The organism is Chryseobacterium hagamense (assembly GCF_007991455.1).
Taxonomy (GTDB): domain Bacteria; phylum Bacteroidota; class Bacteroidia; order Flavobacteriales; family Weeksellaceae; genus Chryseobacterium; species Chryseobacterium hagamense.
Genome location: NZ_BJYJ01000021.1, coordinates 43,988 through 69,337 on the forward strand (window position 1 = coordinate 43,988; position 25,350 = coordinate 69,337).

Here is a 25,350-nt window from a genome sequence, read left to right on the forward strand (position 1 = left end):
CGACAATTATATTTTTAAAACATATTTTAGGATTGAAACCGGTTTATGGAGATTAACTGATATCATAACTATTTCAGAAAAAGACATCAGTGGATCAGAGATTACAGAATTGATTATCAAACACCTTAATTACTCAAAAAAGGTAAAGGAAAGCCATATTGATTTTAAGAACTTATCTGAAAATTATAAAAAAATAACAGGCCTTTCTTCCCTAAAAAAACAAATGAATAACTCAAAATGTGTTCAAATTTATCAGGATAATCATACAGTTACATTCACCTCCACGAAAAATGGCGGCACAAAAGGAGACGATAAGGGATATAGTGAAATTACAGATAAAAAAATAATTGTTGAAAAGAATAAAAAGGATTTATATCGATACCTGTTTCAGTGCTTTGATAACTGTGAATAATTAATTTTATATAACGTATCAATATCTTTAATTTATTTTAACATCAAACTTTAATTTAATGTAAACTCGACCGTATTACAATCATATTCAGTCGATTATTTAACTCAAAAATAAAAATCAGAATGATTCAGCCGGGATTTTGGATGCCACTATTCTGGCAGAACAAATAAACGGTTCACGCTTCTGACAGGATTTTATCCTATCCTTTAGTAAGCCGTCCCTACGGGACTTTAAAACAATATAAATCAGACCTTGGCTTAGCGCTGTTTATTCAGGATTAAACAGGATTTCCTCTGATAGAATGACAAAATGTTTTGTTTGATTATAAAAGTCTTCATTATTTTTGACGGGAAAAACTTCCTGCACCCCGCTTCCCTCTTCCAGCCTGTTAACTCCGGTCCTTCTTCGAGTTCACGTTAATTTAACATTAAAAAACGTCTAAATGAGCTAAAATCCAATCTCTGCTTCAAAAATTTTTCGTTATATTTACTAAAAACAGGTTATGAAGAAGACGTTGGTAGTTTTTGCACATCCTTATCTGGAGCATTCCAATTCGAATGCGGAGCTCATCAATTTCTATGTCCGACATCAGCATTTTACCCTTCGGGACCTTTATGAAGAATATCCGGATTTCCACATTGCCGCTTTTAGGGAAAGAAAAAGAATCGGGAATTACGACCGTTTCATATTCCAGTTTCCTTTAATCTGGTTCGGAACCCCTCCCCTTTTAAAATTATGGATCGATGAAGTGTTCGACCGCGAATGGCTGAAGGAGGATCAGCATAATCCGCTAAAAGGTAAGGAAGTCTATATCCTGGTCACTACCGGCGGTAAAGAAAGGTCTTTCAGTAAAGAAGGCACCTACCGCTTTACCGTAGAAGAGCTGATCAGCGGGCTGATCGTCTCACTGAGTGTTTTTAAAGCCAACATCAAAAATATCAAGATTGTTTATGAAGCCAATAAGCTTTCGAAAAAAGAAATTATTGTGCATAAAAAACAGTTTGTAGAACTCCTTAATCAATAAAATATGGAAACAAGCTTAGCAATGAATACCCTGCTCTTTCTGGGGGTAGCCATCATTATGGTGCCGCTGGCGAGGAAATTCGGGCTGAGTTCCGTCATCGGATATATTGCAGGCGGCATTATCATCGGACCGTATGTCCTGAAGCTGACCGGCAGGAATGTAGATGACATTATGCATGCCAGCGAATTTGGGGTGATCATGCTTCTGTTTCTGGTAGGGCTAGAGCTTGAGCCCCGTAAATTCTGGGAAATGCGGAAAAAGATTATCGGTCTTGGCATGACGCAGATGCTCCTCACCATTTCCCTGCTCTTCGTGGTTTTCCTCTGGGCGGGCTGGAAGGTCGATAAGGCCATAGCTGTGGCGATGTGTTTTGCCCTGTCTTCCACGGCCATCGTACTCCAGACCCTTCAGGAAAAAAACAACCTGAATACGCTGGCCGGTGAAGCGTCGTTTTCCACATTGCTGTTTCAGGATATTGCCGTAATTCCCATCCTTGCCATTCTGCCGCTGATGGCCCACCATAAAGTAAGCAGCAACGATAACGAAATTCATGTGATTATCCAGAACCTTCCGCAGTGGATGCAGTTTGCTACGGTTATCCTGGGTGTTGCGCTTCTGATCCTGTTGGGAAGGTATGTTTTTGTGCCTTTCCTGAGATATGTTTCGAAATCAGGGATGACGGAACTGTTGACTGCCTCTTCTCTGTTCCTGGTGATTGGTGTATCCGAACTAATGATTGCCATCGGCCTTTCGCCGGCTTTGGGGGCTTTCCTTGCAGGGGTTATGCTGGCCAACAGCGAATTCCGGCATGAGCTTGAAGCACAGATCGACCCGTTCAAAGGTTTATTGCTGGCCGTCTTTTTCGTTAGCGTCGGCTCTACCATGAATTTTAATATTATTGCTGAAGATCCGGTCTTTATTTTCAGTACGGTGTTCGCCGTATTGGTCATTAAATTCATGGTCCTTTACATGATCGGGAAGTTTTTCAAGATTGATACACCACAAAGCCTGTTTTATGCTTTTGCCCTTTCGCAGGTAGGGGAATTTGCTTTTGTGTTAATCAATTATGCTTCCAACCTTTATCTGCTGAGCTCTGAGCTGAATGCCCAGATGATGGCGGTAACCGCAATTACGATGTGCATCACTCCTTTCCTGTTAATTATCAACGATAAACTCATCACTCCGAAATTTATCAGGGGAATGCCGGATGAAGAAAACGATTTCAACATCCTGGATAGAAATATCCGCCAGAAAAAGATTATCATTGTAGGTTTTGGGCACTTCGGAAGTACGGTAGGCCGGCTCCTGAAAGCCAACAAAATTTCAGCAACGGTTCTCGACCGGGATTCGGACCGGGTTAAGCTTTTGAGAAGCTACGGTTTTAAGGTATATTATGGAGATGCCACGAAAATCCCGACCCTGCGTGCTGCAGGAATTGAAGATGCGGAAATCCTGGTGCTGTGCCTTGACGATCCTGAAGATAATAAATTTGTGGCCGACGTAGTGCGGGAGAATTACCCTAACGTGAAAATATTTGTCCGTGCCAAAAACCGGATTGATGCTTATGAATACCTGAATAACGGCATCAGTAACATTTACCGGGAAACATTAGGCACTGCCGTCGACATGGCGGTGGATGTCCTCCATGAAACCGGAATGCGTAAATATTCGGCCAGGCGTCTCGGACAGAGGTTTATGACCATCGATAAGGCTTCCATCAGAAGGCTGGCCAAATCGGAAGATGATGATGAAATCCATCTTTTTACCACAAGAGAAATCCTCCAGAGAGAGGAGGATCTGCTCGCTTATGATAACCTGAATTTCGACAACCAGCAATGGGAAGACTCTTCCATGGATGAAGAAGAGGAAGAGGAAAGCTGATTATTGGATGCTTACGCTTCCGCCGCTGCTTTCTTCTTTGGTAATATCGGTTATATTTCCTCTTTTATAAATGCTGAGACTTCCGCCGGAAGAAGCTTCTGCCTTAATAGAAGAAGAAGCACTGATATCTACGCTCGCCCCGCTGGAAGATTCCGCTTTCAGATTTTGTACCACTACATTTTTAGCAGAAACACTGCTTCCTGAAGAAGCACTGATTTCCGCATTTTTAGCTTTTCCGGAAAGATCGATACTTGCCGCTGATGAAACATCCATATCCAGTTCGACCGCCCAGATTTTCCCTTCGAAACTTCCGCTGCTATCAATGGAGATCTCAAAATCATTAGCTTCCAGATCACCGGAAACCGATGCTGAACTCGAAACTTCCACTTTCATTTTATCCTGCACAAATTTATCTTTAACCGTAATAGAGGCTGCGGAATTGGCATTCAAATTTGAAAAATCCTTGGTGTAAATTTTTGCCGAGACATTATGGGTATTCATTACCCTGATCCCCGGTTTGTAGTGGATGTGCAGCTCGCCGCCGCTGTTATCCACCAAAACCTCATCAATGATATTCTGAGGAGCGGAAATAACTACTTTTTCCACATCCGATTTAATGACTTCTGCAGAGATGGACTGGGAAACTTCAATTTCATCAAAATCCCCCGTTACGGTTCTCTCTCTCATCGGACCATGGTCTTTGCTGACCACCTTTTCCACCCAACTGCTTTTTTCCTGCCCACGGTCGTTTCTGTCGTGTTTCTCACAGGAGGTCACCAATAAAAAGGCTGAAAAAATAAAAATAGTTTGCGATTTCATGTTTATTGATTTATTTGATTAATGTATTATTATTTAGTAACAACTAAGGTATAAAAAATATTACATCTGCCCCGGTAATTATATAACCAGAGTCATAATCATAATTTTCCACATATATTCCATCTATAAACTTAAAGATAAAAGCATTAAAAATCAATAACTTATACCACAATTAGTTTTTAAACGGTACAGGGATTGAACGTAAAAAGCAGATCACCAAAATTAAATAATATGATTCCATCAAAAACACATGCCGTCCTCGATTATCTGGTAGGCATCCTGCTGATCGGCGCTCCCTGGATTTTAGGATTTGCAGATGATACCGCAGCCACTACCGTTCCGGTCATTTTAGGAGCTTCCACGCTGCTTTACAGCCTGTTTACCGATTATGAATACGGCTTGGCCCGGATGATTCCCTACAAAGTACATCTCGCAATTGATTTTACTGCCGGAACACTGCTCCTGATTTCGCCATGGCTGTTCGGATTCAGCGACAGGGTTTATTTGCCGCACGTTATTCTGGGGACCTTTGAGCTGGTTGCCGTCTTAATGTCCCGGAAATCAATTCCTGTACTGCACAGGTCGAAGCGGGCATAATTATTTTTGCTGTTTAAGTAAATAAGGCTTCCCAATTTAAGAAAGCTTCTTTCATAAGACCTTAAAACCTCATAGGTTTCAAAAATCTGTGAGGTTACCGTTTTGATTAATGCCTGCCTGTCACAATGTACTTGTCCGCAGACCTTATTCAGTAAATTCAGACTTGTGTTCTATATGATAACATAAGTTTTAATATCTTTATACTTTATTAATAAATAGTTTATGAAGAAGATTTCATCAGTATTATTAATTTCTGCATTAGCATTTAATCAATCCTGTACAACAATGAAAAACACCGATACCGGCAAGGAAATTCCCGTGCCCGACGCATCGCTTGCCTCCAATCCCCTGATGAAGAAAAGCAGGCTTCAATATGAAGCCCCGGAATTCGATAAAATTAAAAATGAACATTTCAAACCGGCTTTTGATTTCGGGTTAAAACAGCACGACGCCGAGATTTTACAGATCGCAAACAATTCTCAGGCACCTACTTTTGAAAATACCATTGTGGCCCTGGAAAAAAGCGGCGAGGTCCTGAAAAGAGCCATGATTATATTCTCCAATCTTACCAGCGCCAATACCAATCCCACTTTACAGGCCCTGGATGAAGAATATGCTCCGGTTTTCGCAGCGCATTCCGATAAGATGTACCTGAATGAAAACCTGTATAAAAGAATCAAAGCCATTTCCGGAGACGGACTGGATGCTGAAGGCAAAAGGCTGGTGCAGTATTACAAACAGAATTTTGAAATCGCCGGTGCCAATCTTTCTGCGGCAGACAAAGAAAAATTAAAGCAGATCAATCAGGAGCTGGCTTCCCTGTCTACCCAGTATTCCAATAAATTGCTGGAAGCCCGGAAACAGGGCGGTGTATTCTTTAACGATGCCAAAGAACTGGACGGACTTTCGGCGGATGAAATCGCAGCAGCAGCAAGCGACGCGAAAAACGCAGGAAAACCGGGTCAGTATTTACTGGCTTTACAGAACACCACCCAGCAGCCGCTTTTACAGAACCTGAAAAACAGAAACACCCGCGAAAAACTGTTCAAAGCATCGTGGATGAGAGCTGAGAAAGGTGATGCCACCGATACCAGGGAAACCATTGAAAAACTGGCAAAGCTTAGGCTGAAAAAAGCACAGGTTCTGGGTAAAAAAAGTTTTGCGGAATGGAAACTGCAGGACCAAATGGCCAAAAATCCTGAAGCAGCGACCAAACTCATGAACCAGATCGCAACCCCTGCCGTAGAAACGGCAAGACGGGAAGCCAAAGACATTCAGGACCTGATCGATCAGCAAAAAGGCGGTTTCCAGGTAGAGCCCTGGGACTGGAATTTCTATGCGGAGCAGGTAAGAAAAGCCAAATTCGATCTGGATGAGAGTCAGATTAAACCGTACTTTGAAATCACGACCGTCCTGGAAAAAGGGGTTTTCTTTGCCGCTGAAAAATTCTACGGACTTACCTTCAGGAAAAGAACGGATCTGCCGGTTTACCATCCGGATGTGGTAACCTATGAAGTTTTCGATCACGACGGAAAATCGCTGGCGATCTATTACCTGGATTTCTACACCAGGGATTCTAAAAACGGCGGGGCCTGGATGAGCAACTTTGTGGAGCAGTCGTATCTACTGGGAACAAAGCCGGTGATCGTCAATTGCTATAACTACCAGAAACCGGCTCCGGGAAAACCGTCGCTGATCAGCTATGATGATGTTTCAACGATTTTCCATGAGTTCGGGCATTCCATTCACGGGATGTTTGCGAGCCAGAAATACCCTTCCCTTTCAGGAACCAATGTACCGCGGGACTTTGTGGAATTCCCTTCGCAGATCAACGAACACTGGGCACTGGATCCGGCGGTGCTGAAAAATTATGCGCTTCATTATGAGACCAAGCAGCCGATTCCGCAGCCGCTGGTTGATAAAATCAAGAAAGCAGCGACCTTTAACCAGGGATATATGACTACCGAACTGGTATCTGCAGCTGAACTGGATATGGACTGGCACACGGTAACCGATGACAGCCAGCTTATTCCTGTACTGGACTTTGAAAAACAGTCGCTGGCCAAGCACGGTTTTACCTTAGCTACCGTACCGCCAAGATACCACACGCCTTATTTTGCACACATCTGGGGCGGCGGATATTCGGCAGGATACTATGCTTATCTGTGGTCCGAGACTTTGGATAACGATGCCTGGGAGTGGATCAGCAAGAATGGCGGACTGACGAGAGAAAACGGCGACCGTTTCAGAAAATACATCCTCTCCGTAGGGAATTCGGTAGACCTGAACCAGGCCTTCCGGGATTTTACGGGACACGATCCGGACATCAAGCCTTTATTGAGAAACAGAGGTTTTATTAAATAATTTCTGAAAAGCATCCTTATTTGGATGCTTTTTTGTTTAGATGTTCATTATAAAAGAGATATATTTGATTCTCTTATTTTTAACAAAAACAATAACATCCATATGAGCTTTTTAACCCTTTTAAGTATTTCCTGGCAACATTTATTGCTTCTTCTTATTTTCATCCCTTTTTATTTTGTCCCGACATTTATTGCTTGGAGCAGAAAAAAATCCAATATCGGTGCTATCTTCGCCTTGAATTTATTTTTAGGATGGTCACTCATCGGTTGGGCAGGTGCATTAATATGGGCTTTATCCAACAAAGAAAATGACCGGCAGACCATTACCGGAAATACCGCTTCAAATATTGATCAGCTGACGCAATTGAAAGCGTTACACGATCAGGGGGTGATTACAGATGAAGAATTTGAAACTCAGAAAAAGAGATTGCTGCGGTAAACGTCCGTACTTATTTTATGGAACGAATTTGAATATCCGGGAAATTTTAAGACTTTTGCTTTAAAATAAAACAATGAATTGTCCCTGCTGTTCCGGAAAAGCTTATGAAGACTGCTGCCGGCCCTACCACACCGGAGAGAAAGATGCGCCGAGCGCCGAAGCCCTGATGCGTTCAAGATTCGCGGCATTTGCCATCCCGAATGGTGATTATCTGATGGAAACGACCCTTCCGAGTAAGAGAAAATACCACAATCGCAAAGATTTACAGGAATGGGGAGAAATCAATACCTGGACGAGACTGGAAATCGTGAATAAACCCAATGCCAGCAAGGTAGAATTCAAAGCATTTTATACGGATGAAAACGGCAATCCGCAAATCCATCATGAATTATCCACCTTCAAAATGGTTCAGGACCGCTGGTTCTATGTGAGCGGATTTTTTTTAGGATAGACTTTTAATTCCCCCACAGATGGCACGGATTTATACGGATGAAAGTTCTTCATCTTAACACATAAGTCACAAAGAAAGATTTAAAATTTTACACGTATTTTTAGAACACATGAGATTAAAAATCAAGGATTTTTAAAAACTTCTGTGCGCTTTCCCCATCATCAGGTATTTAACCTTATTCTATAGCATGAATATCTTTTGTGGCTTTGTGGTAAAATTCCCCCACAGATGGCACGGAATTTCACAAATGAAGGCCTGGCTTTGGCTCCGCTCAGCCACCGGGTAGTATTTATACAATACCAAAAAAATCTTATTTTTTTTCTTCTGTGTTCTAAAATATGCACAAAGCCGAACAACAAATTCTTCTGAGACTTATATGTTAAAGCTTTTGTGGTTTTTATGGCTTTGTGGTAAAATTTTCACGCTTAATCTAAAAAAAATGTCCGGCAGAACCGGACATTGTATTTCATTTAGTGAGCTTCGTTTCCGTCGATTCCGTGCGCATGGCCGTGAGACAGTTCTTCTTCCGTTGCAGGACGCGTATTCAGAATTTCTACCTGGAAATCCAATACTTTCCCTGCCATCGGATGGTTAAGGTCTGCGATGACCGCTTCCGGCGTAACTTCTACCACAAATGCCTGGAAATTGTTCCCCTGGTTGTCCGATAGAGGCAAAATAGCTCCGACAGGAGGAACTCCGGATTCGTTGAACATGTCGATCGGCAGCTGGGCAATGGCATCCGGCTGTTTCTCACCGTAAGCTTCCTCAGGCTGAATGGTAAAAGCGGTTTTATCACCTGCTTTCATGCCATGGATATTCTGCTCAAACTTTGGAATCATCATTCCCACACCGTACAGAAATGTAAGCGGATTTTCTGCTGTTGTTTCTTCTACAAGAACCTTACTTCCATCTTCTTCGATTGTGTGAAGTATGTAACTTACAGCTACAACATGATTGTTTTCGATTGTCATATTTTTTCTTTTTGTCGTGAATTTCCTCACGATTAACAGCACAAAGATACTGTTTTTGAAATCATTGACCGAAGAAATAAAGGGTTAAAGCAGTCTTTGCAGTAATGTCCTTACTTTTGTTTTCCGGCTTCATTGCGCTTCTTTTCCCGGAGCATAAAAAGGTACAGGCTTTCCACTTTGGCCCTCGCCCAATCGGTTTTTCTCAGGAATTTCAGGGAGGAATTAATACTCGGGTTATCGGTAAAGCACCGGATATTGATCTGCTCGCCGAGTTTTTCAAATCCGTCATAATAGGCTACCAGCTCTTCCAGAATGGCGTCCAGCCTTTTTCCGTGAAGGGGATCTTTCAATTGTTGTTCCATAATTTTGTAAAGTTAAAAATTTCCTGATTAAAAATCCTGAAAGTTACCGGCACGCATATTTTATTATCTATCGTTGCTTCTGATGGTTAAAATTATTGATCAGGAATCAGGTATTAAATCACTAACTTTTCATTTATCTTCTTTACATTTACCTTATGAAAATTCTGCATACTGCCGACTGGCATCTGGGCAAACGCCTGGACCGCTTTTCAAGACTGGAAGAACAGGTTTCGGTGATGGACGAAATTATTCAGGTTGCCGATGAACAAAACGCCGACCTAATTCTGATCGCCGGAGACCTTTTCGATAATTTCAATCCCGGGGTCGAAGCGGTGGAACTTTTTTATAAGACCCTGAAGCGGCTTTCCTTAAACGGGAAGCGTCCGGTAATTGCCATTTCCGGAAACCATGATTCGCCGAGCCTGATTGACGCGCCCGATCCTCTGGCCCGGGAGTGCGGTATCATCCTGATCGGCCATCCCAAAGCGGTTATCCACTGTTTTGAGCTGGAACATTTTAAAATTTCCAGATCTGCGGAAGGCTTTATAGAACTGGAACTGAAAAACCAGCCTCAGCCCGTAAGGATCCTCCATACGCCTTATGCCAACGAAGTAAGGCTGAAACAGTACTTCGGTGAAAATAAGGAAGCTGAACTCAATAAAGTCCTGGCAGAGCACTGGGCAAAAAATGCGGATAACTTCTGTGACGAAAACGGGATTAATCTGTTGATTACCCATTTGTACATGAATAAAAAGGGAGCACCCATCATGGAAGAGCCGGAAGGTGAAAAGCCTATCAAAATAGGAAACGCAGACCTTGTTTTTTCGGATATTATCCCGGCGCAGATCCAGTATACGGCCCTGGGACATCTCCACCGTTTCCAGAACATCGGAACGGAGGAAAAGCCGGTGGTTTACTCCTCTTCCCCCCTGTGCTACAGCTTCAGCGAAGCCGGACAGGCAAAATATGTTGTCCTTATCGACGCGGAACCCGGCAGGGCTGTTTCCTATGAAAGAATTGCCCTGAAAAACGGAAAATACCTGGAAAGAAAAAGCTTTGACTGTATCGAAAAAACCGTCGACTGGCTTACCCGAAACCAGGATACTTTTGTAGAACTTACCCTGGAAAGCGAAACTTTCCTGAAAGCGGATGAGAGGAAACGGCTGTACCAGTCGCACAGCGGAATTGTCCACCTGATCCCGAAAGTAAAAAGCCTTGAAACCGATGACAGCCATCCCGGTGAAATCAATCTCAGCCAGGATATGGAGACTTTATTTAAAAACTATTTTAAATCCAGAAACGGTGGGCAGGAAGCAAATGAGGAACTGATTCGGCTGTTTCATGAGATCACCTCTGTCCCGTCCTAGCTTTTTAAACATTATTTTAATCTCCTCCGGGAGCATTCAATGATCCTCTTTTATTTAAAATTCAGACAATGATTCCAGTTCAGCTTACTTTAGAAGGGCTTTATTCCTACCGGGAACGCCAGAAAATCGATTTTGAAAACTTAACGGAAGCCGGACTGTTCGGAATCTTCGGAGCGGTAGGCTCTGGAAAGTCGTCAATTCTCGAAGCCATTTCTTTTGCCCTGTACGGTGAAACGGAACGGCTGAATGCCCGGGACCGGCGTACCTACAATATGATGAACCTGAAATCCAACCGGTCCTACATCGAATTCGATTTCATCAATTTTGAAAATAAAAAATTCCGTGCCACCAGGGAATTCAAGCGGAATTCCAAAAATTTCGAGGATGTAAAAACCCCGTCCGTTACTTTTTACAAATGGAAGAACGACAACTGGATCCCGCTGGAACATTCCAACGCGGAACAGCTGATCGGCCTGAGCTACGCAAATTTCAAACGGACCATCATTATACCACAGGGACAGTTCAAAGAGTTTCTGGAACTGGGTGCCACAGACCGTACGAATATGATGAAAGAAATCTTCGGGCTCCAGCGTTTCGATTTGCAGAACAATGTTTCTGCCCTCCATCATAAAAACCGGTCGGAACTCGATCACCTGGAAGGCCGCCTGAAAGGTTTTGAGGAAGTAAGCGAAGACCGGATCGCTTTTCAGAAAGAAAACCTGAAAAATGAACAGGAAAATTTTGAACAGAGACGCCAGGCTTTTAAAGAAACGGAAGAAAAATATGGCCGGTTAAAAAACCTGAAAGCAGATTTTGAAATGTTCCGTCAGAAAAAGTTCGATTTTGAAAAACTCATCTTACAGAAAGATGAAATCGATATCCTGGAAACCAAAACAGAGCTGTTCGACCGGGTTTCCAGAGCTTTTACGCCTCTGCTGGCTGAAAAGGATAAGCTGAAAAAAGAAATTTCGGAACAGCAAAGCCTTAAAAAACAGCAGCTTAAAACATGGCAGGAAACCGAAATCCGTTATCAGCAGGTAAAAGATAAACTTTTGGTGCTTCAGCCGCAATATGAAGCGCTTCCTCAATCGAGAATCCGGGAAAATGACCTGCTGCTGATCCTGCAGATGCTTAAATTTTCGGAAGAAATCCAGACACTAAAATCAAGAACAAAGAAAGGTGATGATGAAGTACAGAAGGTGGAAGCCCGCCAGAAGCTGATCCGGCAGAATATCGAAACGCTCCGGAAAGAATCCGAAGCTTTAAAATCCCGTAAATTGGATTCCAATGTCTTGTTGCTGGCCGGCAACTGGTTCCTGGAGAGAAAGAAATCAGAGGAAAGCCTGCAAAAGCAGACTGAAAAGGCAGAAGCTAAAAAGTCAGAAATCAAAAAGGTTTCCGATGAGCTGAAATCCTTTAACTTCAATACCGCAACTTTTAAAAATGATTTCCAAAATGAGCATGAAGCTTTAGAAAACCGGAAGAAATCCCTTTCCGAAAGGCGCAGCCAGCTCGAAGTGCAGCAGAAACTGGCCCATTTTGCAAGTGCATTGCATGACGGCGAATCCTGTCCGCTCTGTGGCGCTCTGGAACATCCGCATATTGTGGAATTCAATGATGTAAATGCAGAGCTTGGAGAGATCCAAAAAGAAATCCTGGATATTACCACCCGACAGGAAAACGGGCAGAAACAATTGGCGGAACTTGAGAAAATTCTTGACCGGAAGAAAATTTTTGAAGAACAGCTGAAAGCGGAAGAAGAAAGCGTAAGACAGATTCGGATCGCGCTTGATGAACATCTGAAAAACTTCATCTGGACAACATTTGATGCGGAAAACCCTCAAGCATTTGAAGAGAAAAGACAGGAATCTTTCGCCATCGAAAAGAAGATGGAGGCGCTGAACGGGCAGCTTGCTTCCGAACAGAAAAACCTGGAAAAAGAAAGGACCCATCTGGACCAGTACAGTAAGGCTCTGGAAAAATTCAGGATTGATGAAGCGAAAAAAGAAGAACAGATTTTAACCAACGAAGCCAATCTGAAAATGCTTCAGTGGGCAGATTACCGGGATCAGGAAATCGCCGGTGCTGAAGAAACCCATGCCCGCCTTTCAAAATCAAATCTTGAAATGGAACAGCTTTACCTGCAACTGGCCTCGGAAGAAAAAGAGATTTCCCCCGCATTAGCCCGGCAAAAAACGATGGCTGATGAATCGGGAAAAAGAATTTCCGCTTTGGAAAAGGAAATTTCCGCTAATGAATACCTGATCGAAAAAGCACTGTCAGAACATCGGTTTGAGAAGATTGAAGAGATTCAACAAATTCTCTTGCAGAAAATCGATGTTCAGGAAACAAGGGCGGTGATCCAGCAGTTCAGGATCCGGTTTGAAACCCTGAAAAACAGCATTTCGGAACTTGAACAAAAGCTGAAAGATTCCGCCTTCAACCCAGAGGAATTCTCAGCAGCTGAAGATCAGTTCAAGATCAAGGAACAGGAATTAAAAACAGCCAATGATGCGGTGGTGAAAACCCTTGCGGAAATCGAGCGGCTGGAAAAGGAATTCAGGAAAAAAGAAAACCTCCTGAAGGACCTGGCGCAGCTTCAGAAACGTGCGGATAACCTGAAGGTGATGGCCAGCCTTTTTAAAGGGGCCGGATTCGTACAGTACGTATCTTCCATTTACCTCCGCCAGCTCTGCGACCATGCCAACATCCGTTTCCACCGGATGACCCGCAACCAGCTCAGCCTGCAGCTGAATGAGGCCAACGATTTCGAGATTGTGGATTACCTGAACGAAGGCCGGAGCCGGAGCGTAAAAACATTGTCCGGAGGCCAGGCGTTCCAGGTTTCCTTAAGCCTCGCGCTGGCCCTGGCGGAAAGCGTACAGAGCAATGCGAGTGCTGAGAAAAATTTCTTTTTCATCGATGAAGGCTTCGGGACCCAGGATTCGGAATCGGTCAATATCGTTTTTGAAACCCTGATGAATCTCCGGAAAGAAAACCGGATCGTCGGCATCATCTCCCATGTGGAAGAACTGAAAGAAAAAATCCCGGTGGCTCTTAACATCACGAAGGATGAGGAACACGGAAGTTTAATTGAAGTCATTTAACCGAGCTATGAAAAATTCATCGATTATCCTAAAACCCGGAAAAGGCAAAAGCATTTTATTTTCTGTTATGAGTACCATTTTTATCATCATTGGAATTTCAATGACGGATAATAATAGATTGTCTTCCGTTTTTATCATTTTTTTCTTTGGATTGTGCCTGCTCACTTTTATTGTAAACCTGATGCCTGGTGCTTCGTATCTTAAAATTGACGATCAGGGTATAGCAATGAAGAACCTTTTCAGGTCAACATTTATCCCGTGGCGTTCCGTCAGCGGTTTCAGGACCAAAAACTTTTTCCTCAACACGATGGTTGTTTTCGATCTCAATCAGGATCTTCCGGAAACTTCCGGGATGAAGGTAAAGACAGGCGCATTTCCTGATACGTACGGAATGTCCGGCAAAAAACTGGCGGCGTTGCTGAATGAGCAGAAAGAAAGGTTTGACCGTGTTTAAGAATAACGTAAACCCCAATCAGAAATCAGGAAATGAGCCGGAAGCTGGATGCCGGAAGTTTCCCAATAAAAGTAAAATTACAACCGAATTCACTTTAAAAAAAATCTCCGCCGGGTTTCAGCGGAGATTCTGATTTATAGATTCTGTATTGAAGGTTTTACTTCGTTACCGAAGAGTTCAATGGATTTCATCATGAGGTCATGTGCCGGATCCCCGACATCCATGTGCCCGATAAACCGGGTGATGCCGAAGATCTCTTTCATATAAGCGATTTTGTCGGCTACTTCTTTCGGACTTCCGATGAACAGTGCCCCGTCTTTGCTTCTTCCGCCTTCATACTGCATTTTCGAGAAGGGTGCCCACCCTCTGGAAGAACCGATCCGGTCCATCTGTGCCTTATAGGTGTGGAAATACCCGTCGATCACGGCAGGATCATCGCTGACGAACGTATGTGAGTGGATCGCGATCTGCATTTGGGAGACATCGTGGCCCGCTTTCTTGTATTCCTGCTTGTAAAACTCGATCAGGTTCCTGAACTGTACCGGCATCCCTCCGATGATCGCTACCACCAAAGGCATTCCCAGCTCGGCAGCCTGAAGCACCGACTGCGGGGTTCCGCCCACCGCTCTCCAGATCGGCAGTCTTCCTTCATTTTTTGCCCTCGGGTAAACGGTCTGGCCCTGCATCGGCGCCCGGAGCTTCCCTTTCCAGGTAACGTTTTCTTCTGCATTTATTTTGAGTAATAAGTCTAATTTTTCATTAAAGAGCTCCTCGTAATCATTCAATGAGTATCCGTACAGCGGGAAAGACTCGATAAAGCTACCTCGGCCTACATAGATTTCAGCACGCCCGTCGGAGATGAGATCCAACGTTGCAAAATCTTCATAAACTTTCACCGGCTCGGAAGAACTCAGTACCGTAACGCCGCTGGCCAGCCTGATGTTTTTAGTGATGCCTGCCGCAGCCGCCAGTACGATCTCCGGTGATGAAACCGCATAATCCGGACGGTGATGCTCGCCCATGGCAAAAACATCGATCCCCACTTCATCCATGAGTTTTACCTGCTCAAGGATTTCACGGATTTTAATGCCTGCATCCCTATATTTTCCGGTGGTCCGGTCGAACGACAGATCGCCGAACATTCCTATTCCTAATTCCATATTGTTGATTTTATAGTACAAAGGTACGGCAACGAAACATCAGAAGCATTGATGTTTGTTAAGAACGGAAGGCGGAAATATTCAGAATCCCGGAAGAGGGACGCCGGATGGCGGAAGTTTTCCCAGCCAATATCATAATCAACGATCGTGCTTAATCTTTGTATTTTTGTTATGGTTCAATTTGGCTAAAGCCGATACTGATAATTGTCAGATAAATAAGGTGAAGCCCATCTCTATTGATATACGCGCTCTCCTATATATTGAACTCAATTTAAATATTCGAATGCATGTTACAATTGATCAGCTTTTTAATTTGCCCCGTAAGAGCAATATCTGTGTAGTAAATCACCAGCATTCTGCAATACCGGAACTCCGGAAGATTTTTATCTTTTGTGATATTCTTACAGTCAGAAATCATTAGAATTAATCCATCGGCTATTTTGTTTATGGGTCATAATATGATCTGGGTCAGGAAGGTAACCGAGGTTGGAAATTTCTCTCATGCGATAATCGACTCATTCAAATGATTGTCTCACATTATTTAAACTTTAAAAACTGTTTTTCAAAGAAATGATAGGACAGTACGGAAAGGAATACGGAAGAAATGAAGGACAGCAAAGTGACTGTTATCCAATCCAGTTCCATGTAAATTCCGATTTTAGAGAACAGCATGATGCAGATGGTATGGAATAAATACAGTCCGTAGGTGTATTTCCCGAGCCATGCGAGGATGCTGTTATCGGAAATCCTGAACGCATTTTTTTGGCTTAAGGCCGATAGGATCAGTGCGGAAAACAAAATACTGAATATCAGCGAAGATAATCTCGGATCGGGAATTAAATCTGTATTGGCAATGACTACGATGGCGATGAGCACCAGTACGGCATACGTGTATTTATAAACAGACGGAATACGGCCCAGCTTTTCGATCAGGTTATTTTTAAAAACAAAGAGGTAAGCCGGAAGAGCCCCGAAAGCAAAATAATGGATGTTGGTAAAAAGATCTGCCGTGCTAATACCGTACTTTTCATAGACCGTCTGCATGAGGAATGAGAATAGAATACAGCCCGCCAGCAGCGTGGGGATATTCTTCAGAGAAATAAAATAAAAAACCAGACCCCAGAGGATGTAGAAATGTTCTTCAATACAAAGCGACCAGATCACCGTGAGCGGTGAAACGTTCGGGAGCTGGTGTTCGAACATGCCTTTATAATTTTCAAGAAAGGTAAGCGTCAGGAACCAATCGGGACGATAGCCTTTATCGGAATACGAAAGGTTCAGGAAATCCAGGATCCAGGGGGTAACCATGGCAAAAAGGACCATGGCATAGTACAATGGCCATATTCTTAATATCCTCCTTTTAAAAAACTTTTTCAAAGGAATCTTCCCCTGATGGTTGATTTTCTCAAGAATCAGAATGTAGGTAATGAGAAAGCCGCTGAGGACAAAGAAAAAAGAAACACCAATCCCCCCTTCCGCAGAGAAACAGTGTAACCAACTGTTCCGGGGAACGGGGGAATGGTGCAGGAAAACCAATAAAAAAGACAGGAACCTCAACGAATCGAACGTATGAAAGTGTACCCTGTCTGTTTTTATGAAACTCATTTATTTTTCAGGGATTACTTTTTCAGGTACTGATCAAAATAATCCGTTACTTTCTGCATCAGGTGCACGCGGTCCTTTCCGATCACGTTATGCGGATGGCCGGGATAAACGAAGTAATCCATCTGGATCCCGTTGTCTACTGCGGACTTGATGAACTTAACGGAATGCTGCCACACCACCACGTCATCCTGTGCCCCGTGGATCATCAGCAGTTTCCCTTTCAGGTTCTGTACTTTGTCCAGCAGGTTGGCCGTGGCATACCCCTGCGGATTTTCCTGCGGTGTATCCATATATCTTTCGCCATACATGATTTCGTACATGCTCCAGTCGATCACCGGGCCTCCGGCAACGCCTACTTTGAAGACATCCGGCTTGCGGAGCATAAAGCTGGTGGTCATAAACCCTCCGAAGCTCCAACCGTGGATTCCCATCCGGTCGGCATCTACATAAGGCAGGGATTTAAGGTACTCCACCCCTTTCATCTGGTCGTTCATTTCGTTGGTTCCGAGGTTTCTGAATACCGCCTGCTCGAATTTCAGGCCGCGGTTGGCGGAACCTCTTCCGTCCATGGTGAAGATGATGTATCCGTTCTGCGCCATATATTCGTACCAAAGGTTTCCGGATGCCGGGAAAGTATTGGTAATCAGCTGCAGGTGCGGTCCGTTGTACAGGTACACGATGACCGGATATTTTTTATTGGGATCGAAATGGGTCGGGAGAATGATTTTTCCGTACAAAAGGGTTCCGTCGTCTGCTTTCAGGTTGACATTCTTAATTTCGGGACGCTGGTAGTTTTTCAGCGGGTTTTCCGAAGTCAGGAGATTGCTTGTTTTCAGCGTGTTGGTGTTGATGATGTTGGCTACTCTCGGGGTATTGGCATTGCTGTATACATCATACAGGTAGTTCCCGTCGCTGCTCAGCACACCGGAATGTACGCCGTCTGCGTTATCCATCCGCTGCATCCTGAAGTTTACCCAATTGATCCGGTAGAGGTGTTTTTCAAGCGGTGTTTCTTTGGTGGAGGTGAAATAGATTTCTTTCTTCTTTTCGTTAAATCCTAAAATCTCGTTCACGAGCCAGTCGCCTTTGGTGATCTGGGCCACCAGGCCTTTCTCCAGGCTGTAGTGGAACAGGTGGTTGTATCCCGTTCTCTGGCTCTGCCAGATGAAATCGGTATTGGAATTCGGGAAGAAGGTGAGCGGATGCTGGGGTTCCACGTACTTATCGCTGGTTTCTTCAAACAAGGTTTTTACCAGGTTTCCCGTGGCGGCATCATACTGGTTCATTTTGAGATGGTTCTGCCCCCTGTTCAGGACACCGACAAAAATGTATTTTGAATCGGGGCTCCAGGTGACGGCCGTCAGGTACTGGTCTTTTTCCCCTTCGATATTCAGGAAAGTGGTCATCTGGCTTTTGATGTTGAAAACGCCCAGCGTCACCTGATGCGACGTTTTGCCGGCCATCGGATATTTGATGTTGTGGTTCACGGCCGGTGTTACGGACCAGTCGATAACCGGGTAGTCGGCCACCATGGTCTGATCCATGCGGTAAAAAGCGACACTTTCAGAGTTGGGAGCCGGAAAAATCCCCGTGTCGATCCCGAATTCATTCCGGTGGACGTTAGCGGCCCCGTTCAGGATATTTTCGTTGGAATCGTTGGTTACCGCGATGGTTTTCCCGTTTTTATTCACGAAGAGATTATTCTTTACGGTAAATGCAAAGGTCCGGTTATCGCCGAATACCTTCATATTCTCTGCATTTTCATCTACGGCCACAGTCGTTCTGGCTTTCCAGTCGTTGCCGGATTTTTCCATCCACACCATTTTCCCGTTCGAACTGAAATACCCCTGGTTTGTCCCGGTGAATTTCATCGGCGGAACGGCTTTGAACTTATTGTCCGTCAGATTTCTGTTCAGTTGGGTTAAGGACACCAGGGTATCCTGCCTGTTGGTTTTCAGATCAGTAATCAGATATCCGCCTTTTACGGCCTGAATATATGATCTGCCGTCTGCAGACCATGAAAACTGGGAAATATTTTTAACGGCCAGGTTCGTTCTCAATCCGTTTACTGCCTCCGCCATCGTGAATTTCTGGGTCTGAGCCAATGCGCTGCCTCCCAAAACCACCATCCATAAAGATAATTTATATAGTCTCATCGTATAAAATTGAATCCTCCAAAAATAAGAAATAATTATCAATCGTTAAGGAAACGTTAAATTAAAACGTCAGCAAGGGGAGAATGTCGCAGGAAGGGAAATATTGCGTAAATTGAGTGATGAGTGATGGGTTATACGTGATAAATTAAAATCGCCAGGTTGTAATTCTGTTGATCTTATGGCCGGAATGCCGGATACAGACTGCCAGCCTAGCCCCGATAGAAACGGCATCCTTTTTTGTTGCGGGTGGAGCCCAGCGGAGGCTGCGACAAAAAAGATACAGTGGATAGCGGGAAACAGCTCCTGAAAAAAAATAAAAAGAGACTGTAAAAATCATTTCTTAACCTACGTCAATGGTTTGAAGAAGGAATCAGGCCTACCTTTGCAACATAATTAACAACAAAACAATATTACAATGGCAACAAAATGGAATTTAGACCCGGCACACAGTGAAATCACGTTTAAAGTAAAACACATGATGATTTCCAATATCAAAGGAAACTTTACCGATTTCACCGCAGAAATCGAAGCGGAAGACGATACTTTTGCCAACGCTAAAACAACGGCAACCATCCAGACGGCTTCTGTTTCTACGAACAATACCGACCGTGACAACCACCTGAAATCTGCGGAGTTTTTCAATGCGGAAGCCAACCCGACCATCACATTCGAATCTACTGCCCTGAACAACGAAGTGACCGGTAACCTTACGATCAACGGAGTTACCAAACCGGTAGTACTGGATGTGGATTTCGGAGGTATCAATGTAGATCCGTGGGGAAATACGAAAGCAGGATTTTCTTTTGAAGGGAAAATCAACAGAAAAGATTTCGGACTGAACTGGAACGCAGCGCTTGAAGCAGGCGGTGTGATGGTAAGCGAAGAAGTAAAAATCGCCGGAGAATTACAGTTTGTAAAGCAGGCTTAATTTTTTAAACTTATTTTAAAAGGTTCAGGGATTTTCTAAAAACCTTGGACCTTTTGTTTTTTCTAAAAGTGAGCAGTATGAACCTTAACGATCTTCAGAATATCAGTGATCATTTCAATCCTACGCAGAAGATGCCCGTTCTCTTTCTCGGGCATGGTTCGCCGATGAATGCGATTGAAGAAAATCCTTTTGTGCAGGGTTTCCGCACAGCAGCAACTGAAATTCCAAGGCCGAATGCCATCTTATGTATCTCGGCCCACTGGTTTACGGACGGCACCAAGGTAACGGCGATGGCTATGCCCCGGACCATCCATGATTTCGGAGGGTTTCCGCAGGCCTTGTCTGATGTGGAGTATCCTGCTCCCGGAAATCCTGAGCTGGCAAAAGAAACGGCGGCCTTATTATCCCCGGTACCGGTGGAAGAAGACCACAGCTGGGGTCTCGATCACGGAGCCTGGTCGGTGATTAAACATCTCTATCCGGATGCGGATATTCCCGTGATCCAGATGAGCATCGATTATACGAAACCTCCGCAGTATCATTTCGGCCTGGCCAGGCGGCTGAATACGCTCCGTGAAAAAGGGGTTTTAATCGTGGGCAGCGGAAACATCATCCATAACCTTCGGCTGATCGACTGGCGGAACATCAGTACGCCCGGCGCCGGCTGGGACTGGGCCGCTGAAGCCCGGGAAAAAACCAACGGATGGCTGCTGGACGGGAATTTCCAGCCCATCATCGATTACCATAAGCAGGGCACAGCCCTTCAGTATGCAGTCCCTACTCCTGATCATTACTTACCGCTGATCTATACGCTGGGACTGAAAGAACAGTCCGAAAGCCTGTCTTTATTCAATGACGAACTGATCGGTGGTTCGCTGAGCATGACGAGTGTACGGATCGGATAAAGAAAAAACCGGAAGAATACTTCCGGTTTACCATGATTAAGCTGATGCCTGTTAGATTCTATGAATAGAGACTACATGCGGCTGGCCTTCGATAGGAGCATAGATTTCCACAATCGCTTCCCAGTTCATTGGCTGAGGGCCTGGCATCGACGCATCGCATCTGAAACGGTAGTTGGTACCGTTTACCACTTGGGTAGACACTTCCTGCGGGGTGTATTTTACTCCGACAAATCCTTTCATTGCTTCGTCGAATACTTGTTGGTCTTCCGGTGTAAGGGCGTGGTACTTGGTCCATCCCCCTAATACTAATTCTTGTGTTTCCATGATGATGATTATTGATTTTGTTTTTTCCTACTCGTATGGCTTTTCGGATAACGCCCGTTTAAAATGGTTTTCAGCTCCCGGTTATCAGTTTTTTGTTTGTGATCACAGGTCAAAGGTAGTATACTTATACTGAAAAACTTACCGTAGATTTACTCTTTTTTCACTATACGTAGAAATACGCATTGCGGGATCAGAAAAATTGCGGTTACCCTTTTTTTGCCGCCGGAAATTTGGTAATATTGCTTACCATGAAAAAATTATTGCTTCTTCTGTTAACCTTTTCTTTTTTCTGCACCACCGCAGCTCAGATAATCCATGGAAGGGTGCTGAATGACGCCGGCCAAAAGCTCAGCGCCGTGAGCATCTATCTCGACGGAACCAAGATCAGAACCGTCTCTCAGGAAGACGGAACCTTTTCGCTGAGCGTTTCTTCCGTAGGGACGGGAAGCCTGGTTTTCCGGAAAGAAAACTATGAAACCGTTACAATACCTGCTTCAAGCGCCGTTGATAAAACGTTAAAGGTGATCCTGCTTAAAGCGAACGATATTGAGGAAGTTGTGCTGGTACCGTATACGGAAGAGGCTTACAGAAACCATATCAGTTATTTTCTGGACGCTTTCATAGGCCAGGATCAGCAGAACGTAAAAATTAAAAACCAGCGTTCCCTGAAATTTGCCTACGATAAGAAAAAGAAGCTGCTTCAGGTGAAAGCCCCGAAAACATTAATTATCGAAAATAAAAACCTCGGGTATGAAATCGAATATAACCTTCTGAGTTTTTCCGCCGACCTTGAATCCCGGATGGTTAATTATACAGGTACCAGTGTCTTTAAGGAAACCAAAAACACCCCGAAGGTCAGGCTGAACCGGCTCAATGCTTATGACGGCAGCCTTCTTCACTTTTTCAGGAGCATCTACCGCAATGCCATAACTGAAGACCGGTTTATTGTTAATCATGTTGTTAAGGTGCCCAATCCGAAATATCCCACTGCAGAAGAACTTGAAATTTTAAAAGATTTTGCACAAACTGCCCTGATGAACAAAGAACTGAACCTTCCCGACAACATCAGAGATATTTCCCGACGCAAAAATAATGAGAAACCATTTGCGCTGGCGGTTGTTAAAACCATGCTTCCGGATTCCGCCTATGTAAAGAGAAACGGCGGGGAAGTCCTGTTTACGTTTAAGGATATGCTTCAGGTAAATTACAGGAAATATTATTACGAACAGAATGGCAAGGAATTCATAAAAAGTAAAATTCCCGTAGTGATTTCTTCCTTTTTACATCCGGAAGGGGAAACTTTTGAAGTTTCAAAAGACGGGAGCATTTCCAATCCTGATCTGCTGATCGCAGAAGGCGACTTTACCAAAAACAAGATGGAAAATATGCTGCCTCTGGATTATCAGCCCGGAGATTAGGGAATGCTGCCGTCTTTTAAAAAACCTGATTGCCGGATATTTATTGCACGGCCTGCAGAACATTGATATTTCCATAGCCGTAATCGGAATTCGGATTCGGGTAATAGGTGCTCGACTGTCTCATTTTATTCAACACCTGATCCCTCGTCCAGGAAGGGTTCTTCGCCCATACCAGCGCAGCGATCCCGGCGGTGGAGGCTGTGGCTACGGAAGAGCCGCCCACATAATCGGTCTGTGCATTATAATAGCTCAACACCGGGATGTTGCTTGCCGAAGCCCTTTCCATCTGGTAGGTAAAGTCGATTTCGGCTCCGGAATGACACACATCGCATTTCTGGTTGGCGGTATTTTCTTTTACGCCGGTGACGGCCTGCGTTTCGGGCATCCACGCCGGAAAGATTACGCCCACGAAATTGGTGAAACTCGTAGAAGTTCCACCTGCACAGAAGATCAGTTTTCCTTTGGAGTAGGCATATTTCACCCCGTCTTCAATCTTACCGACGGAGAAGATGTGCCCCATCGACATGGAAATGATTTTTACATTCGTGTTGTTTCCCAGTTCCGTAAAAGCGATCTTCACGCCGTTCTGCTCATGATAGCCGTCCAGCACCACGTTGGAGGCGGCCCGGTAAGTAACCAGATTCGCGTTGTAAGCTATTCCTACCGGCTGCCCCATATTGTTGCGGGGTGCCGCCGCCGCTGAAGCCATGCTGGTTCCATGGCCGCATTTGTCTGCAGAGCCGTCGTAGCCGGTACTCCAAGGCCATACGGAATCCACATAAACTCCGTTTTTGCTGATGGTTCTTCCTGATGAAAGCCCGTTGTTGAAGCTGCTGCCCAATAAGGTCTGCTCGGGAGAAACCCCGCTGTCGATGATTCCGATGGTAACCCCCTGCCCTGTGCTGTAACTCCAGGCATTGACGATGTTATGCTTTGCAAATGACCATGGCGCTTTAGCGTTGGGTGAAACGGTAGTGTAATCGGAAGTGCTTAAGGATGCAGACTCAAACCCGCAGCCTGATGAGCTGCTGCCGGATTTGGACGTAACGCCGAATTGTCTTTCATTTTCAAAATAGCGGTAATCGGCTGGCTCCAGATACCGGATGCTTTTGAGCTTCCTGAGTGCGACTATGGTTTCCTGCTTCTCGATAGCTACATCGATCTGATTTAAATAAGGATCCGAAGACAAGACGATCCGGTCTGTTTTGCCTTCGTACTTTTGGATCAGCTCTAAAATTTCATTTTCCATGGTTTTGCTGTTGGCATCCAGGCTTCTGTCGAATGAAGAACCGAACCCGATGGAAGCGATTTTATTTCCCTGATAAATGGCACTCCACACAAAGTGATCGGAAGATGCATTCCAGGAAAACCGCCCTTTGGTTTTGATGGTTTCATTGATTTTTTCGTTGATCTGCCTGGCGGTTAACGGATCGTTCTGTGTAATTTCGGTTTCAGCCATATTGCCCTGAAGGTCGTCCCTGTTGCATCCCGTAAAAACGGCAAGGGATAAGAATAGATAAAAGACACTTTTTTTCATATTCAATAGATTTGATTTGCAAGACCAATATATCACTTTAGACTGAATTACAGCCTTTTGAAATTAAAATAATCTTTGATTCTGTTATGCTTTGAATAATAATGGATACCGATTAGAGGCTGGAAGAGGGATGCTGGATGATGTAAGAAATATTACGGTCACCAATCTTAAACCTCAATAAAATCTTTTATTTGTAATCCGTTAAGAACAAACTTTATTTGAAATCTCTGATCTTATTTTGGATTATAGAAAACATTAACTAATGTTCAGTACACATTAGGTCAATTGAATTTCGATTTTCCTTTTATTCACATCCAAAGTAATCCATTTCTCTTTCCTGCCGGCTTTAGGAATACAACCGATAATGCTTTTCCCTTTTTTATAGTTGCCCAGTGACTTTCTGCCAAACTTTATTTTCATTTCATAAATGTCCTGACCTCCATATCCGATCCATGCTTTGGTGACAATCTGCTTATCGTTTTTAATATTATCGTATAATAAAGATTCCGGATCTTCAGGGATCTGCAGAATTCCGTCACACCAGAAAGATTCAACATAATATTCCGTATTTTCCTGTTCAGTATTACTGAAATCAAGCGACCATTCCAGATGGCTGCAAAATTCAATATTGAATACAGGCTCCTGCAGATTATAATTGAAAGCTCCGCAATCCGGACACTCAGTACATTCACTGGCCAGTACCTTTGATCCGCAAGCAGCACAGCAGTCTTGCTTTTTGTTGAGATGGCAGATGACAGCTTCTACTTTCTCCTTATCCAAATTAAAATCACTGATTAATTTCTGCTCAAGAAATAATCTCAAATCATTTTGCATCAAAAGATAAATATCAAGTTTCTGCTTCTCCGTAAGAGGCAATATGATAATTTCTTTTCCGCATTTTTTGCAATGAATTTCTTTCACTTTTTATTTTTAAATATTCTCCCTTGCAATCGGAGATAATAAAGAAGATAGCAATCATCTTTAAATTTAAAGGCTTCTTATCCTCCGACTTGTTATATTGACTTTCCTTTACAAAAGCATCACATTTAAATTTTATGATTAAAAAGGCT

At 43.8% G+C, this 25,350-nt stretch carries 22 protein-coding genes; 13 read left to right on the forward strand and 9 right to left on the reverse strand.

Annotated elements, in window-relative coordinates; genetic code table 11:
* The first annotated feature begins 109 nt into the window (after positions 1 to 109).
* The 3 genes from CHA01nite_RS15550 to CHA01nite_RS15560 all read left to right on the forward strand — a co-directional run bounded on the left by CHA01nite_RS15550 (position 110) and on the right by CHA01nite_RS15560 (position 3,317).
* The gene (locus CHA01nite_RS15550) at positions 110 to 412 is read left to right on the forward strand and encodes a hypothetical protein (RefSeq protein WP_146942999.1); all 303 of its coding nucleotides are present in this window, start codon (positions 110 to 112) and stop codon (positions 410 to 412) included.
* Positions 413 to 914: 502 nt separating this feature from the next.
* The gene (locus CHA01nite_RS15555; protein WP_146943001.1) at positions 915 to 1,436 is read left to right on the forward strand and encodes an NAD(P)H-dependent oxidoreductase; all 522 of its coding nucleotides are present in this window, start codon (positions 915 to 917) and stop codon (positions 1,434 to 1,436) included.
* A gap of 3 nt (positions 1,437 to 1,439) precedes the next feature.
* A complete protein-coding gene (locus CHA01nite_RS15560; RefSeq protein WP_146943003.1) occupies positions 1,440 to 3,317 on the forward strand; it encodes a monovalent cation:proton antiporter-2 (CPA2) family protein in 1,878 nt (625 codons plus the stop codon).
* Here the strand turns inward: CHA01nite_RS15560 and CHA01nite_RS15565 are convergent, their stop codons facing one another.
* The gene (locus tag CHA01nite_RS15565; RefSeq protein ID WP_146943005.1) at positions 3,318 to 4,136 is read right to left on the reverse strand and encodes a head GIN domain-containing protein; all 819 of its coding nucleotides are present in this window, start codon (positions 4,134 to 4,136) and stop codon (positions 3,318 to 3,320) included.
* Positions 4,137 to 4,367: 231 nt separating this feature from the next.
* On the opposite strand from CHA01nite_RS15565, the gene CHA01nite_RS15570 reads away from it, so the two are divergent.
* The 4 genes from CHA01nite_RS15570 (at position 4,368) to CHA01nite_RS15585 (ending at position 7,986) form a co-directional block, all read left to right on the forward strand.
* Positions 4,368 to 4,733, forward strand: a complete 366-nt coding sequence (locus tag CHA01nite_RS15570) for an SPW repeat protein (RefSeq protein ID WP_146943007.1) — start codon at positions 4,368 to 4,370, stop codon at positions 4,731 to 4,733.
* 222 nt (positions 4,734 to 4,955) lie between these two features.
* Positions 4,956 to 7,097 (forward strand): M3 family metallopeptidase, encoded by a 2,142-nt coding sequence (locus tag CHA01nite_RS15575; RefSeq protein WP_146943009.1) that lies wholly within the window; start codon positions 4,956 to 4,958, stop codon positions 7,095 to 7,097.
* 102 nt (positions 7,098 to 7,199) lie between these two features.
* Positions 7,200 to 7,535: a superinfection immunity protein gene (locus CHA01nite_RS15580; RefSeq protein ID WP_146943011.1), complete on the forward strand. Its 336-nt coding sequence runs from the start codon at positions 7,200 to 7,202 to the stop codon at positions 7,533 to 7,535.
* A 73-nt stretch (positions 7,536 to 7,608) separates the two neighbouring features.
* A complete protein-coding gene (locus CHA01nite_RS15585) occupies positions 7,609 to 7,986 on the forward strand; it encodes a YchJ family protein (protein ID WP_146943013.1) in 378 nt (125 codons plus the stop codon).
* 470 nt (positions 7,987 to 8,456) lie between these two features.
* Here CHA01nite_RS15585 and CHA01nite_RS15590 read toward each other — a convergent pair whose 3' ends face one another.
* A complete protein-coding gene (locus CHA01nite_RS15590) occupies positions 8,457 to 8,957 on the reverse strand; it encodes an FKBP-type peptidyl-prolyl cis-trans isomerase (protein WP_146943015.1) in 501 nt (166 codons plus the stop codon).
* Positions 8,958 to 9,067: 110 nt separating this feature from the next.
* Entirely contained in the window at positions 9,068 to 9,319 is a 252-nt protein-coding gene (locus CHA01nite_RS15595) for a VF530 family protein (protein ID WP_146943017.1), read from the reverse strand.
* A 155-nt stretch (positions 9,320 to 9,474) separates the two neighbouring features.
* Between CHA01nite_RS15595 and CHA01nite_RS15600 the strand changes: the two genes are divergently transcribed.
* The 3 genes from CHA01nite_RS15600 (at position 9,475) to CHA01nite_RS15610 (ending at position 14,247) form a co-directional block, all read left to right on the forward strand.
* Positions 9,475 to 10,686 (forward strand): metallophosphoesterase family protein, encoded by a 1,212-nt coding sequence (locus tag CHA01nite_RS15600; RefSeq protein WP_146943019.1) that lies wholly within the window; start codon positions 9,475 to 9,477, stop codon positions 10,684 to 10,686.
* A gap of 68 nt (positions 10,687 to 10,754) precedes the next feature.
* Entirely contained in the window at positions 10,755 to 13,793 is a 3,039-nt protein-coding gene (locus CHA01nite_RS15605) for an AAA family ATPase (protein WP_146943021.1), read from the forward strand.
* A gap of 7 nt (positions 13,794 to 13,800) precedes the next feature.
* A complete protein-coding gene (locus CHA01nite_RS15610) occupies positions 13,801 to 14,247 on the forward strand; it encodes a PH domain-containing protein (protein WP_146943023.1) in 447 nt (148 codons plus the stop codon).
* A gap of 134 nt (positions 14,248 to 14,381) precedes the next feature.
* Here the strand turns inward: CHA01nite_RS15610 and CHA01nite_RS15615 are convergent, their stop codons facing one another.
* The 3 genes from CHA01nite_RS15615 to CHA01nite_RS15625 form a co-directional block, all read right to left on the reverse strand.
* On the reverse strand, positions 14,382 to 15,407 hold the full coding sequence (locus CHA01nite_RS15615) for an LLM class flavin-dependent oxidoreductase (protein ID WP_146943025.1): 1,026 nt from the start codon (positions 15,405 to 15,407) through the stop codon (positions 14,382 to 14,384).
* Between the two features lie 537 nt (positions 15,408 to 15,944).
* Entirely contained in the window at positions 15,945 to 17,012 is a 1,068-nt protein-coding gene (locus CHA01nite_RS15620; RefSeq protein ID WP_146943027.1) for an acyltransferase family protein, read from the reverse strand.
* Between the two features lie 14 nt (positions 17,013 to 17,026).
* Positions 17,027 to 19,168 (reverse strand): S9 family peptidase, encoded by a 2,142-nt coding sequence (locus CHA01nite_RS15625; RefSeq protein ID WP_146943029.1) that lies wholly within the window; start codon positions 19,166 to 19,168, stop codon positions 17,027 to 17,029.
* Positions 19,169 to 19,583: 415 nt separating this feature from the next.
* Here CHA01nite_RS15625 and CHA01nite_RS15630 point away from each other — a divergent pair, with 415 nt between their 5' ends.
* Entirely contained in the window at positions 19,584 to 20,096 is a 513-nt protein-coding gene (locus tag CHA01nite_RS15630; RefSeq protein ID WP_146943031.1) for a YceI family protein, read from the forward strand.
* 77 nt (positions 20,097 to 20,173) lie between these two features.
* A complete protein-coding gene (gene ygiD / locus CHA01nite_RS15635; protein ID WP_146943033.1) occupies positions 20,174 to 21,001 on the forward strand; it encodes a 4,5-DOPA-extradiol-dioxygenase in 828 nt (275 codons plus the stop codon).
* A gap of 51 nt (positions 21,002 to 21,052) precedes the next feature.
* Here the strand turns inward: ygiD and CHA01nite_RS15640 are convergent, their stop codons facing one another.
* Positions 21,053 to 21,241: a hypothetical protein gene (locus CHA01nite_RS15640; RefSeq protein WP_228458432.1), complete on the reverse strand. Its 189-nt coding sequence runs from the start codon at positions 21,239 to 21,241 to the stop codon at positions 21,053 to 21,055.
* A gap of 332 nt (positions 21,242 to 21,573) precedes the next feature.
* On the opposite strand from CHA01nite_RS15640, the gene CHA01nite_RS15645 reads away from it, so the two are divergent.
* The gene (locus tag CHA01nite_RS15645; RefSeq protein ID WP_146943037.1) at positions 21,574 to 22,743 is read left to right on the forward strand and encodes a carboxypeptidase-like regulatory domain-containing protein; all 1,170 of its coding nucleotides are present in this window, start codon (positions 21,574 to 21,576) and stop codon (positions 22,741 to 22,743) included.
* 40 nt (positions 22,744 to 22,783) lie between these two features.
* Here CHA01nite_RS15645 and CHA01nite_RS15650 read toward each other — a convergent pair whose 3' ends face one another.
* Entirely contained in the window at positions 22,784 to 24,280 is a 1,497-nt protein-coding gene (locus tag CHA01nite_RS15650) for a S8 family peptidase (RefSeq protein ID WP_146943039.1), read from the reverse strand.
* A 276-nt stretch (positions 24,281 to 24,556) separates the two neighbouring features.
* Positions 24,557 to 25,201 (reverse strand): hypothetical protein, encoded by a 645-nt coding sequence (locus CHA01nite_RS15655; protein WP_146943041.1) that lies wholly within the window; start codon positions 25,199 to 25,201, stop codon positions 24,557 to 24,559.
* Positions 25,202 to 25,350 lie beyond the last annotated feature (149 nt).

Coding starts and splice junctions, on each gene's coding strand:
- CHA01nite_RS15570 (WP_146943007.1), top strand. CDS start 4,368: ATGATTCCATCAAAAACACATGCCGTCCTCGATTATCTGGTAGGCATC.
- CHA01nite_RS15555 (WP_146943001.1), top strand. CDS start 915: ATGAAGAAGACGTTGGTAGTTTTTGCACATCCTTATCTGGAGCATTCC.
- CHA01nite_RS15600 (WP_146943019.1), top strand. CDS start 9,475: ATGAAAATTCTGCATACTGCCGACTGGCATCTGGGCAAACGCCTGGAC.
- CHA01nite_RS15650 (WP_146943039.1), bottom strand. CDS start 24,280: ATGAAAAAAAGTGTCTTTTATCTATTCTTATCCCTTGCCGTTTTTACG.
- CHA01nite_RS15595 (WP_146943017.1), bottom strand. CDS start 9,319: ATGGAACAACAATTGAAAGATCCCCTTCACGGAAAAAGGCTGGACGCC.
- CHA01nite_RS15585 (WP_146943013.1), top strand. CDS start 7,609: ATGAATTGTCCCTGCTGTTCCGGAAAAGCTTATGAAGACTGCTGCCGG.
- ygiD (WP_146943033.1), top strand. CDS start 20,174: ATGAACCTTAACGATCTTCAGAATATCAGTGATCATTTCAATCCTACG.
- CHA01nite_RS15620 (WP_146943027.1), bottom strand. CDS start 17,012: ATGAGTTTCATAAAAACAGACAGGGTACACTTTCATACGTTCGATTCG.
- CHA01nite_RS15625 (WP_146943029.1), bottom strand. CDS start 19,168: ATGAGACTATATAAATTATCTTTATGGATGGTGGTTTTGGGAGGCAGC.
- CHA01nite_RS15630 (WP_146943031.1), top strand. CDS start 19,584: ATGGCAACAAAATGGAATTTAGACCCGGCACACAGTGAAATCACGTTT.
- CHA01nite_RS15560 (WP_146943003.1), top strand. CDS start 1,440: ATGGAAACAAGCTTAGCAATGAATACCCTGCTCTTTCTGGGGGTAGCC.
- CHA01nite_RS15580 (WP_146943011.1), top strand. CDS start 7,200: ATGAGCTTTTTAACCCTTTTAAGTATTTCCTGGCAACATTTATTGCTT.
- CHA01nite_RS15565 (WP_146943005.1), bottom strand. CDS start 4,136: ATGAAATCGCAAACTATTTTTATTTTTTCAGCCTTTTTATTGGTGACC.
- CHA01nite_RS15605 (WP_146943021.1), top strand. CDS start 10,755: ATGATTCCAGTTCAGCTTACTTTAGAAGGGCTTTATTCCTACCGGGAA.
- CHA01nite_RS15610 (WP_146943023.1), top strand. CDS start 13,801: ATGAAAAATTCATCGATTATCCTAAAACCCGGAAAAGGCAAAAGCATT.
- CHA01nite_RS15640 (WP_228458432.1), bottom strand. CDS start 21,241: ATGAAAGGATTTGTCGGAGTAAAATACACCCCGCAGGAAGTGTCTACC.
- CHA01nite_RS15645 (WP_146943037.1), top strand. CDS start 21,574: ATGAAAAAATTATTGCTTCTTCTGTTAACCTTTTCTTTTTTCTGCACC.
- CHA01nite_RS15590 (WP_146943015.1), bottom strand. CDS start 8,957: ATGACAATCGAAAACAATCATGTTGTAGCTGTAAGTTACATACTTCAC.
- CHA01nite_RS15575 (WP_146943009.1), top strand. CDS start 4,956: ATGAAGAAGATTTCATCAGTATTATTAATTTCTGCATTAGCATTTAAT.
- CHA01nite_RS15615 (WP_146943025.1), bottom strand. CDS start 15,407: ATGGAATTAGGAATAGGAATGTTCGGCGATCTGTCGTTCGACCGGACC.